Annotated in this window: 12 protein-coding genes; 11 read left to right on the forward strand and 1 reads right to left on the reverse strand. The window is 51.2% G+C overall.

Going from position 1 to position 12,506, the window contains the following annotated elements; genetic code table 11:
• Nucleotides 1-59: 59 nt before the first annotated feature.
• From rsmG to C3708_RS14090, 10 genes are all read left to right on the forward strand, one after another.
• A complete protein-coding gene (gene rsmG, locus C3708_RS14045) occupies nucleotides 60-683 on the forward strand; it encodes a 16S rRNA (guanine(527)-N(7))-methyltransferase RsmG (protein WP_095284088.1) in 624 nt (207 codons plus the stop codon).
• Nucleotides 684-1,298: 615 nt separating this feature from the next.
• Nucleotides 1,299-1,679 carry a F0F1 ATP synthase subunit I gene (gene atpI / locus C3708_RS14050; protein WP_095284089.1) on the forward strand — a complete coding sequence of 127 codons (381 nt, stop codon included), beginning with the start codon at nucleotides 1,299-1,301 and terminating at the stop codon, nucleotides 1,677-1,679.
• 8 nt (nucleotides 1,680-1,687) lie between these two features.
• Nucleotides 1,688-2,503 (forward strand): F0F1 ATP synthase subunit A, encoded by an 816-nt coding sequence (atpB, locus tag C3708_RS14055; RefSeq protein ID WP_095284090.1) that lies wholly within the window; start codon nucleotides 1,688-1,690, stop codon nucleotides 2,501-2,503.
• Nucleotides 2,504-2,553: 50 nt separating this feature from the next.
• A complete protein-coding gene (gene atpE / locus C3708_RS14060) occupies nucleotides 2,554-2,793 on the forward strand; it encodes a F0F1 ATP synthase subunit C (protein ID WP_000429386.1) in 240 nt (79 codons plus the stop codon).
• Nucleotides 2,794-2,840: 47 nt separating this feature from the next.
• The gene (atpF, locus tag C3708_RS14065) at nucleotides 2,841-3,311 is read left to right on the forward strand and encodes a F0F1 ATP synthase subunit B (protein ID WP_095284091.1); all 471 of its coding nucleotides are present in this window, start codon (nucleotides 2,841-2,843) and stop codon (nucleotides 3,309-3,311) included.
• A gap of 14 nt (nucleotides 3,312-3,325) precedes the next feature.
• Nucleotides 3,326-3,859: a F0F1 ATP synthase subunit delta gene (gene atpH / locus C3708_RS14070; RefSeq protein WP_095284092.1), complete on the forward strand. Its 534-nt coding sequence runs from the start codon at nucleotides 3,326-3,328 to the stop codon at nucleotides 3,857-3,859.
• Between the two features lie 12 nt (nucleotides 3,860-3,871).
• On the forward strand, nucleotides 3,872-5,413 hold the full coding sequence (gene atpA, locus C3708_RS14075) for a F0F1 ATP synthase subunit alpha (RefSeq protein WP_095284094.1): 1,542 nt from the start codon (nucleotides 3,872-3,874) through the stop codon (nucleotides 5,411-5,413).
• A 50-nt stretch (nucleotides 5,414-5,463) separates the two neighbouring features.
• Complete coding sequence (atpG, locus tag C3708_RS14080) at nucleotides 5,464-6,327, forward strand: F0F1 ATP synthase subunit gamma (protein ID WP_095284095.1); 864 nt, start codon at nucleotides 5,464-5,466, stop codon at nucleotides 6,325-6,327.
• A gap of 26 nt (nucleotides 6,328-6,353) precedes the next feature.
• Nucleotides 6,354-7,736 (forward strand): F0F1 ATP synthase subunit beta, encoded by a 1,383-nt coding sequence (gene atpD, locus C3708_RS14085; protein ID WP_095284097.1) that lies wholly within the window; start codon nucleotides 6,354-6,356, stop codon nucleotides 7,734-7,736.
• A gap of 20 nt (nucleotides 7,737-7,756) precedes the next feature.
• A complete protein-coding gene (locus tag C3708_RS14090; protein ID WP_003023809.1) occupies nucleotides 7,757-8,176 on the forward strand; it encodes a F0F1 ATP synthase subunit epsilon in 420 nt (139 codons plus the stop codon).
• A gap of 303 nt (nucleotides 8,177-8,479) precedes the next feature.
• Here the strand turns inward: C3708_RS14090 and C3708_RS14095 are convergent, their stop codons facing one another.
• Nucleotides 8,480-10,576, reverse strand: a complete 2,097-nt coding sequence (locus C3708_RS14095; protein WP_103950169.1) for a right-handed parallel beta-helix repeat-containing protein — start codon at nucleotides 10,574-10,576, stop codon at nucleotides 8,480-8,482.
• Nucleotides 10,577-10,920: 344 nt separating this feature from the next.
• Between C3708_RS14095 and glmU the strand changes: the two genes are divergently transcribed.
• The gene (gene glmU, locus C3708_RS14100; protein ID WP_103950168.1) at nucleotides 10,921-12,291 is read left to right on the forward strand and encodes a bifunctional UDP-N-acetylglucosamine diphosphorylase/glucosamine-1-phosphate N-acetyltransferase GlmU; all 1,371 of its coding nucleotides are present in this window, start codon (nucleotides 10,921-10,923) and stop codon (nucleotides 12,289-12,291) included.
• The last annotated feature ends 215 nt before the right edge of the window (nucleotides 12,292-12,506 follow it).

Genomic DNA, 12,506 nt, shown 5'->3' on the forward strand with positions numbered 1-12,506 from the left:
TCCGTAGGGCGGGTAAGCGCAGCGCCACCCGCCAGTCAGTCCTTCAACAGGTATTCACCGTGCTCAACAAACTCTCTCGTCTGCTGGATGAAGCAGGTATTTCGCTCACCGATCACCAGAAAAATCAGCTGGTGGCCTATGTCGATATGCTGAACAAATGGAATAAGGCGTACAACCTCACGTCAGTACGCGATCCCAACGAGATGCTGATTCGCCATATTCTCGACAGTATTGTGGTTGCACCTCACCTGCAGGGTGAGCGTTTCATTGATGTGGGTACCGGCCCTGGTTTACCGGGTATTCCATTGTCCATCGTGCGGCCTGAGTGCCAGTTCACGCTGCTGGACAGTCTGGGGAAACGTGTTCGCTTCCTGCGTCAGGTACAGCATGAATTGAAGCTCAATAACATTGAGCCGGTCCAGAGCAGGGTAGAAGAGTTCCCGTCAGAGCCGCCGTTCGACGGGGTCATTAGCCGCGCGTTTGCCTCGCTCAACGATATGGTCAGTTGGTGTAAGCATTTGCCCGCGCAAGAGGGGCGTTTTTATGCGCTCAAAGGCCTGGTTCCTGATGATGAAATCGCCCAACTCCCTGATGGATATACCGTCGAATCCATTGTTAAGCTGCGGGTACCGCAACTCGATGGCGAACGGCATTTGGTGATAATTAAGCCAAACAATTTTTAAAAATATAATAAAAAATGTGTAATTCGTGCTGATCCCGGAGTGTTAAAAATCAGCGTTATGAAAGGTGTTTCTCTGAATTGATTTTAACCATGTTGTTACAGTGGGTTTTCCTGAAGTTAACCTGATTTCTATGGTTAAGCCAAAAGATAGTCAACACTGAAAATATCAGCCTGCTAAAAGTCGAATTCAGTAACGAGAAGTGTTGTTAAAGTTTTATTAAAAATGTCAATGAGTGGTTTTTGTTGTGTACAGGACTGTTTTGAAAATAGTTACTGTCATTTATCTTTAATATCATAAAGATGAAATAAACCGATTTATTGATTTGATAAATATGACCTTATCGTAAATGCTTATTTTGTGATCTTGTGCACGCTTTGTATTCAACGTTTCCGCGCTGTTTGCAGTTTAGCCAAACTGTTCAATGTTTGGCGAAAAGTTAAAAAAGAGCGCTGGGGAAAATTATTTAAACATTTATTCACCTTTTCGCTACTTAATGTTTGAATTCACGGGGGCGCACCGTATAATTTGACCGCTTTTTGATGCTTGACTCTGAGCCTTAAAGAACGTTTTATACGACACGCGACATACCTCGAAGGGAGCAGGAGTAAAAACGTGATGTCAGTGTCGCTCTTGAGTCGAAACGTTGCTCGTAAGCTTCTGTTCATTCAGTTTCTGGCTGTGATAGCAAGTGGACTGCTGTTCTGCCTCAAAGACCCCTTCTGGGGCATCTCCGCAGTTTGTGGAGGTTTGGCAGTGGTTTTGCCAAACATGTTGTTTATGATTTTTGCCTGGCGTCATCAGGCGCATACACCTGCCAAAGGCCGCGTGGCCTGGTCCTTCGCTCTTGGTGAAGTGTGTAAGGTGTTGCTGACCTTTACCTTTCTGGTGGTGGCGCTGGCTGTTTTCAAAGTGGTATTTTTGCCGCTGATCGCGACGTGGGTTTTGGTGCTGGTGGTACAAGTTCTGGCGCCAGCTGTAATCAACAACAAAGGGTAAAAGGCATCATGGCTTCAGAAAATATGACGCCGCAGGATTACATAGGTCACCATCTGACGAACCTTCAGATGGACCTGCGTACATTCTCGCTGGTGGATCCGCATAACGCCCCGGCCACCTTCTGGACGCTCAACATTGACTCCATGTTCTTCTCGGTGGTGTTGGGTCTGTTGTTCCTGGCCATGTTCCGTAGCGTTGCTAAAAAGGCGACCAGCGGTGTTCCAGGGAAATTCCAGACGGCTATCGAATTGGTCATCGGCTTCGTTAATGGCAGCGTCAAAGACATGTACCACGGTAAGAGCAAGCTGATTGCTCCGTTGGCACTGACTGTCTTCGTCTGGGTCTTCCTGATGAACCTGATGGACCTTCTGCCTATCGACCTGCTGCCGTACATCGGTGAGCATGTTCTCGGCCTGCCTGCACTGCGTGTGGTTCCGTCTGCTGACGTGAATATCACCCTGTCGATGGCGCTGGGCGTATTCATCCTGATTCTTTTCTACAGCATCAAAATGAAAGGCGTAAGCGGCTTCGTGAAAGAGCTTACCTTGCAGCCGTTCAACCACTGGGCGTTCATTCCGGTCAACTTGATCCTGGAAGGCGTAAGCCTGCTGTCCAAACCGGTTTCTCTCGGTCTGCGACTGTTCGGCAACATGTATGCGGGTGAGCTGATTTTCATTCTGATCGCGGGTCTTCTGCCGTGGTGGTCACAGTGGATTCTGAATGTGCCATGGGCCATTTTCCACATCCTGATCATTACGCTGCAAGCCTTTATCTTCATGGTTCTGACGATCGTCTATCTGTCGATGGCGTCTGAAGAGCACTGATTTTTTTACCACCACTACTACGTTTTTATTGAAACAAACTGGAGACTGTCATGGAAAACCTGAATATGGATCTGCTGTACATGGCTGCCGCTGTGATGATGGGTCTGGCGGCTATCGGTGCTGCGATCGGTATCGGCATCCTCGGGGGCAAATTCCTGGAAGGCGCAGCGCGTCAACCGGATCTGATTCCTCTGCTGCGTACTCAGTTCTTTATCGTTATGGGTCTGGTGGATGCAATCCCGATGATCGCTGTAGGTCTGGGTCTGTACGTGATGTTTGCTGTCGCGTAAGTCGTTTTTAAAAACCCAAGCCACAGAAATTAAAGAGGTATTGTGCTGTGAACATGAACGCAACAATCCTCGGCCAGGCCATCGCGTTTATTCTCTTTGTCTGGTTCTGCATGAAGTATGTATGGCCGCCTTTAATGGCAGCCATCGAGAAACGTCAGAAAGAAATTGCTGACGGTCTGGCTTCCGCAGAGCGCGCTAAGAAAGATTTGGACCTTGCACAGGCCAACGCGACAGACCAGCTGAAAAAAGCGAAAGGTGAAGCTCAGGTAATCATTGAACAGGCTAACAAACGCCGTGCTCAGATCCTGGACGAAGCCAAAGCTGAAGCAGAACAGGAACGTACCAAGATCGTTGCACAAGCGCAGGCTGAAATTGATGCTGAGCGTAAACGTGCTCGTGAAGAACTGCGTAAGCAGGTTGCGATTCTGGCTGTTGCTGGCGCCGAGAAGATCATCGAACGTTCCGTGGATGAAGCTGCTAATAGCGACATCGTGGACAAACTTGTCGCTGAACTGTAAGGAGGGAGGGGCTGATGTCTGAATTTGTTACGGTAGCTCGCCCCTACGCCAAAGCAGCTTTTGACTTTGCCGTCGAACACCAAAATGTCGATCGCTGGCAGGATATGCTGGCGTTTGCCGCTGAGGTAACGAAAAACGAGCAAGTGGCTGAGATGCTTTCCGGTGCACTAGCACCCGAAACCCTTGCTGCATCGTTTATCGCCATTTGTGGTGAGCAACTGGATGACAACGGCCAGAACCTGATTAAGGTCATGGCTGAAAACGGTCGTCTGCGAGTGCTCCCGGATGTTCTCGAGCAGTTCCAGCACTTACGTGCTCTCAGTGAAGCTACCGCCGAAGTTGAAGTAACCTCTGCGAATGAACTGAGTGAAGAACAGCTTGCGAAAATCACCGCCGCGATGGAAAAACGTCTGTCACGCAAAGTTAAGCTGAATTGCAAAATCGATAAGTCTGTAATGGCAGGCGTAATCATCCGAGCGGGTGATATGGTCATTGATGGCAGCGTACGCGGCCGTCTTGAACGCCTTGCAGACGTCTTGCAGTCTTAAGGGGACTGGAGCATGCAACTGAATTCCACCGAAATCAGCGAACTGATCAAGCAGCGCATTGCTCAGTTCAGTGTTGTGAGTGAAGCTCACAACGAAGGTACTATTGTTTCTGTAAGTGACGGTGTTATCCGCATCCACGGCCTGGCCGATTGTATGCAGGGTGAAATGATTTCCCTGCCGGGAAACCGTTACGCTATCGCACTGAACCTGGAGCGCGACTCCGTAGGTGCTGTAGTTATGGGCCCGTACGCTGACCTTGCCGAAGGCATGAAAGTCAAATGTACCGGTCGTATTCTGGAAGTTCCAGTTGGCCGTGGCCTGCTGGGTCGCGTGGTGAACACCCTGGGTGCACCAATCGACGGTAAAGGCCCGGTTGATAACGATGGCTTCTCGCCAATCGAAGTTATCGCACCAGGCGTTATCGAACGTCAGTCCGTTGATCAGCCAGTTCAGACTGGTTATAAATCCGTTGATGCCATGATCCCAATCGGTCGTGGCCAGCGTGAACTGATCATCGGTGACCGTCAGACCGGTAAAACCGCGATGGCAATCGATGCGATCATCAACCAGCGCGACTCCGGTATCAAATGTGTGTACGTGGCTATCGGCCAGAAAGCGTCCACCATTTCTAACGTGGTTCGTAAACTGGAAGAGCACGGCGCACTGGCAAACACCATTGTTGTGGTGGCTACCGCTTCTGAATCCGCTGCACTGCAATACCTGGCGCCATATGCCGGTTGCGCAATGGGCGAATACTTCCGTGACCGCGGTGAAGATGCACTGATCGTGTACGATGACCTGTCTAAACAGGCCGTTGCTTACCGTCAGGTTTCCCTGCTGCTCCGTCGTCCACCAGGACGTGAAGCTTTCCCGGGCGACGTATTTTACCTCCACTCCCGTCTGCTGGAGCGCGCATCCCGCGTTAACGCTGAGTACGTTGAGAAGTTCACCAATGGTGAAGTTAAAGGTAAAACCGGTTCCCTGACTGCGCTGCCGATTATCGAAACTCAGGCGGGTGACGTTTCTGCGTTCGTTCCGACTAACGTAATTTCCATTACCGATGGTCAGATCTTCCTCGAAACCAACCTGTTCAACTCCGGTATTCGTCCTGCGGTTAACCCAGGGATCTCCGTATCCCGTGTGGGTGGTGCTGCTCAGACTAAGATCATCAAGAAACTGTCCGGTGGTATTCGTACCGCTCTGGCACAGTATCGTGAACTGGCTGCGTTCTCTCAGTTCGCTTCCGATCTGGATGAAGCGACCCGTAAGCAGTTAAGCCATGGTCAGAAAGTGACCGAGCTGCTGAAACAGAAACAGTATGCCCCAATGTCTGTTGCACAACAGGGCCTGGTGCTGTTCGCGGCTGAACGCGGTTACCTCGAAGATGTGGAACTGGCGAAAATCGGTAGCTTCGAAGCCGCATTGCTGGCTTACGTTGACCGTGATCACGCTCCGCTGATGCAAGAGATTAACCAGTCCGGTGGCTATAACGACGAAATCGAAGGCAAGCTGAAAGCTATCCTCGATTCCTTCAAAGCAACCCAGTCCTGGTAACGTCCGGCGGCTTGTCTTAGGACAGGCCGCAAGGCATTGAGGAGAAGCTCATGGCCGGCGCAAAAGAGATACGTAGTAAGATCGCAAGCGTCCAGAACACGCAAAAGATCACTAAAGCGATGGAAATGGTCGCCGCTTCCAAAATGCGTAAATCGCAGGAGCGCATGGCGGCCAGCCGTCCTTATGCAGATACCATGCGCAAAGTGATTGGTCACCTTGCGAACGGTAATCTGGAATACAAACATCCTTACCTGGAAGAACGCGACGTTAAACGCGTGGGCTACCTGGTGGTGTCTACCGACCGTGGTCTGTGCGGTGGCTTGAACATTAACCTGTTCAAAAAGCTGCTGGCTGAAATGAAAGTCTGGTCCGACAAAGGCGTTCAGAGCGATATCGCGATGATCGGCTCCAAGGGCGTTTCTTTCTTTAATTCAGTGGGTGGCAACATTGTCGCTCAGGTGACCGGCATGGGTGATAACCCGTCCCTGTCCGAACTGATCGGCCCGGTTAAAGTGATGTTGCAGGCCTATGATGAAGGCCGTCTGGACAGACTGTATGTGGTCAGCAACAAATTTATTAATACGATGTCTCAGGTTCCGACCCTCACTCAGCTGCTGCCATTGCCGGCATCAGAAGATGAAGAGTTAAAACATAAAGCCTGGGATTACCTGTATGAACCTGATCCGAAACCGCTGCTGGATACCCTGCTGCGTCGTTACGTTGAATCTCAGGTTTATCAGGGCGTAGTAGAAAACCTGGCCAGCGAGCAGGCCGCACGTATGGTGGCGATGAAAGCCGCGACCGACAATGGCGGCAGCCTGATTAAAGAGCTGCAGTTGGTATACAACAAAGCTCGTCAGGCCAGCATTACTCAGGAACTCACCGAAATCGTCGGTGGTGCATCCGCGGTATAACCAGGTTAATTCGTAGAGGATTCAAGATGGCTACTGGAAAAATTGTCCAGGTAATCGGCGCCGTGGTTGACGTCGAATTCCCTCAGGATGCCGTACCGCGCGTGTACGATGCTCTTGAGGTTCAGAATGGTAATGAGAGCCTGGTGCTGGAAGTTCAGCAGCAGCTCGGTGGTGGTATCGTGCGTACTATCGCCATGGGTTCTTCCGACGGTCTGCGTCGTGGTCTGGAAGTTAAAGACCTCGAGCATCCGATCGAAGTCCCGGTTGGTAAAGCAACGCTGGGTCGTATCATGAACGTGCTCGGTCAGCCGATCGACATGAAAGGCGACATCGGCGAAGAAGAGCGTTGGGCGATTCACCGCGAAGCGCCTTCCTATGAAGAGCTGTCAAGCTCTCAGGAACTGCTGGAAACCGGTATCAAAGTAATGGATCTGATCTGCCCGTTTGCAAAAGGCGGTAAAGTCGGTCTGTTCGGTGGTGCGGGTGTGGGTAAAACCGTAAACATGATGGAGCTGATCCGTAACATCGCGATCGAGCACTCCGGTTACTCCGTGTTTGCTGGTGTGGGTGAGCGTACTCGTGAGGGTAACGACTTCTACCACGAAATGACCGACTCCAACGTTCTGGATAAAGTATCCCTGGTTTACGGCCAGATGAACGAACCACCAGGAAACCGTCTGCGTGTGGCACTGACCGGCCTGACTATGGCTGAGAAGTTCCGTGACGAAGGTCGTGACGTACTGCTGTTCGTTGATAACATCTACCGTTACACCCTGGCCGGTACTGAAGTATCTGCACTGCTGGGCCGTATGCCATCAGCGGTAGGTTATCAGCCGACTCTGGCGGAAGAGATGGGCGTTCTGCAGGAACGTATCACTTCTACCAAAACCGGTTCTATCACCTCCGTTCAGGCGGTATACGTACCTGCGGATGACTTGACTGACCCATCTCCAGCCACCACCTTTGCTCACTTAGATGCAACCGTGGTACTGAGCCGTCAGATCGCGTCTCTGGGTATCTACCCGGCCGTTGACCCGCTGGACTCTACCAGCCGTCAGCTGGATCCACTGGTTGTTGGTCAGGAACACTACGACACCGCGCGTGGCGTTCAGTCCATCCTGCAGCGTTACCAGGAACTGAAAGACATCATCGCGATCCTGGGTATGGACGAACTGTCTGAAGAAGACAAACTGGTGGTAGCACGTGCGCGTAAGATCCAGCGCTTCCTGTCCCAGCCGTTCTTCGTTGCAGAAGTCTTTACCGGTTCTCCGGGTAAATTCGTATCGCTGAAAGATACCATCCGTGGCTTTAAAGGCATCATGGAAGGCGAATACGATCACCTGCCAGAGCAGGCGTTCTATATGGTTGGCACCATCGATGAAGCTGTCGAGAAAGCCAAAAAACTTTAACGCCTTAATCGGAGGGTGATATGGCAATGACTTACCACCTGGACGTCGTCAGCGCAGAGCAACAAATGTTCTCTGGTCTGGTCGAGAAAATCCAGGTAACGGGCAGTGAAGGTGAACTGGGTATTTTCCCAGGGCACGCCCCGCTGCTCACCGCCATTAAGCCTGGTATGATCCGCATCGTAAAACAGTTCGGTCATGAAGAGTTTATCTATCTGTCCGGCGGCATTCTTGAAGTGCAGCCTGGTAGTGTGACCGTTCTTGCTGATACCGCTATTCGTGGACAGGATCTCGACGAAGCACGAGCTCTGGAAGCGAAGCGTAAAGCAGAAGAGCACATTAAGAGCTCTCATGGCGACGTGGATTACGCACAGGCCTCAGCTGAGCTGGCTAAAGCGATCGCGAAACTTCGCGTTATCGAGTTAACCAAAAAAGCGATGTAACACCGGCTTGAAAAGCACAAAAGCCAGTCTGGATTCCAGACTGGCTTTTTTTATGGCTGCGTTTCAGATTTTATGGAACTGAAAAGGTGTTTTAATATTTTGTGATTTTCGTCACAAAAATATTGATCGGTTAAAAATTGAGGAGTAGACTTCTTTTTGTGATGTGTGTCACATAATTAACTCCAGCAAAATTGGGATACCAACATGAAACTGATCAATAAAGTCATCGCTCTCTTCAGCAACATGAACGTCTCTTTCGGTACGTTCAACCTGTAATCTGCTGTATGCCGAGTGGCGCCACGCTTACCGTTGTGTGATAAGCGAAGCGCCATCTGGCAGCTCTTCCCCGCTGTTATTCACGCTCTTCCCGTCCGCGATAAAATAGTTCGTCTCATCAATATTCCCGACCACAGCATCATCATAGCGACCGCGCTGCGTGCGTATGGATTTATTCCCGCTGAACACACCTTGCGTTGAAGCGTCGCCATACGGGCTCGGACGAAAGATAAAGTTAAAGCGTTGATTGTCCAACGCCACATTGTTCGTCACCACCAGCTTGCCGGGATTGAAGTTGTCGGTAAATCCATCCAGATGATTCCCTTCCGCTTTGCTGTTACGCACCTCATGCGCCACCGGCTGCCCTTCTCCGCCCAGTTTAAAGCCGTTGCTGGTGTTATTGCGGGCGATTGAATTCTCGATCACCACAACGCCGTTTGCGCCATCTTCTATCTTATTAAACAGATCAAAACCGTCGTCGATGTTGTCGTGCGAATAGCAATTTTCCAGACGATTGCCCTCCCCGACACGCATCTTCACTGCAAAACCATCGGCATTGATTTTGCCGGGATCTTCATTGGCGTAGGATTCAGAGTTAATCACCCGGTTATTGCTTGCCCACAGCGCGCGGCCCACGTTATCCGGGGACGATATTTGAATGCCCGTATCGTCGTTACGGTATGCGGTGACATTTTCAATCAGGTTATGGCTGCCCTGTATGCGCAGGCTTTTGTCGGTAATATCCACGCCCTTGATATCCCAGTAGCTGGCATCCACCAGCAGACCGTGAATCACGGCCTTGCCGTCTGCCTGCAATATTTTGCGCCGATCGGCGTTGCCGCTGGCAGACAGTGGAATTTCGCTGCGCGGATAATCCCCGGCTTTAAGGACGATAGTCCCGCCCGGTGCGAGCAGGTCAATTGCTGTGGCTAAATCCAGCGGCGAGGCGAGCGTGCCTTTTCCGTCGGCTTTTCCATCAGGCGCGGCGTGAATTGTCATTTCTGTAAATTCATTCACTTTATCAACGGTAAATTGCTGCTGAATCGCCTCGCCCTGCGCGGGGGTAAAGCTCAGGTTAAAGGTATTATTTTCTGTCAGCGTGGTTGGCAAGGAATACATTTCCCCGGCTTTGACTGCTTTATCATTACCGATCACCACTTCGTTCTGGCGCACACTAAACACGCCATCGTTATTCGCTCGGGCCTGAACAAGGTACTTATCAGAGGTGCTTTTGCTGGCGGAAGTTAGCTGTACGACAACCGGTAGCGCTTTTGCCTGCCAGGGTTTCGAGGCCGAAGTTTCTGCGACCGAGGTGGTCAGCGAGGCGTCCGTTACGGTGATTTTGGCATTACGCGAGGCGAAAAATCCGACGTAATAGTGTTCTTTATCCTGCACCGAGATCAAGTCCGCACGCGGTACGCTTTGGCTGATCCACTCGTCACTTCCTACGGGAGACCAGGCGGTGATAAAGCCGTCGTTGGTGCGTTGCAGCTTCAGGCGAAATTCCGGCGTTTTGCCCAGGTCGATCTCTTCTTTATAGCTCTGCTTTTTGATTGCCGCGCCCGCGTTACCCCAGGGTTGGGAAATCCCTTCGCGGGTGACCGCCTGCATTTTGACTCGCTGATGGTCCTTTTTATCCTGCGTCATAATGGCATTCATTACCAGGTTTGAGACCGCTGGAAACTCTTCATAACCCTCTTTTAGCGGCTGCTGGCGCGGCACGCCAATGACATCGCGTACCAGAAGTCCGGCCCCTTCCTGCGCGGCGGGTTTTGCGCCATTCTCCGGGCCAAACTGCTCAACTTTGACGGTGGCCAACAATTCGAAATTCTCGCGAGTCGGCAGTTCGGTATAGAAAAAGGTTAACCCGTCGTGAGAATTGGCGATCTTGCCGCCACGACTTTCAATGGTGATGGGTTTTGAGAGATCGGCCACGTCCTGCGGCGTCAGCTTTTTGCCGTCAATGGTGACGTCGTTGACGCCTATTTTTTCCGGCAACACGTTAGACGAAAAGTTAAGATCGGTTGATTGCCCAAAGGCAATTGCTTTCCAGACGTGCTGCCCGGCAGCAGAAACAGCAAAGGAGCTACACATCATTAGGGCCAGAGGTATTTTATAATTCATCTTATTCTCCTGATTGATAATTGAGCGCCATTATCATCAAGATGAAACAGTGTTTCTTTTTTAGGTGTCACAATATTGAATAATTAAAACACTGTTTTGCTTTGTACGGATCTTTATTCTTGAGGCGAAAAAATCGCTAACCTGTTGTGAACCCTCGCGACTTGCCTTAAGAAAGCTATTTTCCAGAGAAAAAGTGATTTACTCTGACCGCAAAACTATCCTCAAATAGCGAATATCGCCGGATGTTGAACGTTTTACCAGCGTTCCATTTTATGACGCAAAATATGTAGAATTTTCAACGTCAAAGGGTTTTACTTCTCACTCAAATTACAGTCAGGACGCGTATGTTAAATAATACGATGAGCGTGGTCATCCTTGCCGCTGGCAAAGGTACGCGCATGTATTCCGATCTTCCTAAGGTGCTTCACACACTGGCAGGAAAGCCAATGGTGCAGCATGTCATTGATGCTGCTGGGGAACTTGGCGCAAGCAAGGTCCATCTGGTGTATGGCCACGGCGGCGATCTGCTCAAGCAAACCCTGCATGATGACAAACTCAACTGGGTCCTTCAGGCAGAACAGCTGGGAACGGGCCATGCGATGCAGCAGGCCGCGCCGTTCTTTGCGGATGACGAAGACATTCTGATGCTCTACGGCGATGTCCCGCTGATCGCGGTAGAAACGCTGACTCGCCTGCGTGAAGCCAAACCGCAGGGTGGCATCGGCTTACTGACCGTAAAACTCGACGATCCAACCGGCTATGGCCGCATCACGCGTGAAAACGGCAAAGTGACCGGCATTGTTGAGCACAAAGATGCCTCTGACGAACAGCGCCAGATTCAGGAAATCAATACCGGTATCCTGATCGCCAACGGCGCGGACATGAAGCGTTGGCTGGCAAAACTGAACAATAACAATGCACAGGGTGAATACTACATCACCGATATCATTGCCCTGGCGCACCACGAAGGGAATGAGATCGTCGCCGTTCATCCCGAGCGTCTGAGCGAAGTTGAGGGCGTGAACAACCGCCTGCAACTCTCCCGTCTGGAACGTGTTTACCAGGCTGAGCAGGCTGAAAAACTGCTGCTGGCGGGCGTCATGCTTCGCGATCCGGCGCGGTTTGATCTGCGTGGGACGCTGATTCACGGGCACGATGTGGAAATCGACACTAACGTTATTATTGAAGGTCAGGTCACGCTTGGGAATCGCGTCAAAATCGGCACTGGCTGTGTTATCAAAAACAGCGTGATTGGCGATGACTGCGAAATCAGCCCGTACAGCGTGGTGGAAGATGCGCACCTGGAAGCGGCCTGCACCATCGGCCCGTTCGCGCGTCTGCGTCCAGGCGCTGAGTTGCTGGAAGGCGCGCACGTTGGCAACTTTGTTGAAATGAAAAAAGCGCGTCTGGGTAAAGGCTCCAAAGCGGGTCATCTGAGCTATCTGGGCGATGCGGAAATTGGCGACAACGTGAATATCGGTGCGGGTACGATCACCTGTAACTACGATGGCGCGAACAAGTTTAAAACCATCATCGGTGACGATGTGTTTGTCGGTTCCGATACGCAGCTGGTGGCTCCGGTCACGATCGGTAAAGGCGTGACCATCGCCGCCGGAACGACCGTTACGCGCGATGTGGCGGATAATGAGCTGGTGCTCAGCCGCGTACCGCAGGTGCACAAGCAAGGCTGGCAGCGTCCGGTGAAGAAAAAGTAACAACAAGGCGGGTGGCGCTTCGCTTACCCGCCCTACGATTAAGTAGGCCTGATAAGGCATAGCCGCCATCAGGCTAACTCGGGTGAGGAGATAAAGATATATCTCCCCCCACTGGCAGTAACCATAACTATAACCCCACTCTCTACAAGGCTCGGGGCGCCCTAAAAAGGCATACTCAAAGGATTTCGCGTTGTGACAAGGCGGCAAACGTGAGA

The organism is Lelliottia sp. 7254-16, from assembly GCF_002922995.1.
GTDB classification, from domain to species: Bacteria; Pseudomonadota; Gammaproteobacteria; order Enterobacterales; family Enterobacteriaceae; genus Enterobacter; species Enterobacter jeotgali.

What these genes read in the sequence shown, in the direction of transcription:
- atpG (WP_095284095.1), top strand. Translation starts at nt 5,464, where the DNA reads ATGGCCGGCGCAAAAGAGATACGTAGTAAGATCGCAAGCGTCCAGAAC.
- atpE (WP_000429386.1), top strand. Translation starts at nt 2,554, where the DNA reads ATGGAAAACCTGAATATGGATCTGCTGTACATGGCTGCCGCTGTGATG.
- C3708_RS14095 (WP_103950169.1), bottom strand. Translation starts at nt 10,576, where the DNA reads ATGAATTATAAAATACCTCTGGCCCTAATGATGTGTAGCTCCTTTGCT.
- C3708_RS14090 (WP_003023809.1), top strand. Translation starts at nt 7,757, where the DNA reads ATGGCAATGACTTACCACCTGGACGTCGTCAGCGCAGAGCAACAAATG.
- atpH (WP_095284092.1), top strand. Translation starts at nt 3,326, where the DNA reads ATGTCTGAATTTGTTACGGTAGCTCGCCCCTACGCCAAAGCAGCTTTT.
- atpI (WP_095284089.1), top strand. Translation starts at nt 1,299, where the DNA reads ATGTCAGTGTCGCTCTTGAGTCGAAACGTTGCTCGTAAGCTTCTGTTC.
- atpB (WP_095284090.1), top strand. Translation starts at nt 1,688, where the DNA reads ATGGCTTCAGAAAATATGACGCCGCAGGATTACATAGGTCACCATCTG.
- atpA (WP_095284094.1), top strand. Translation starts at nt 3,872, where the DNA reads ATGCAACTGAATTCCACCGAAATCAGCGAACTGATCAAGCAGCGCATT.
- atpD (WP_095284097.1), top strand. Translation starts at nt 6,354, where the DNA reads ATGGCTACTGGAAAAATTGTCCAGGTAATCGGCGCCGTGGTTGACGTC.
- glmU (WP_103950168.1), top strand. Translation starts at nt 10,921, where the DNA reads ATGTTAAATAATACGATGAGCGTGGTCATCCTTGCCGCTGGCAAAGGT.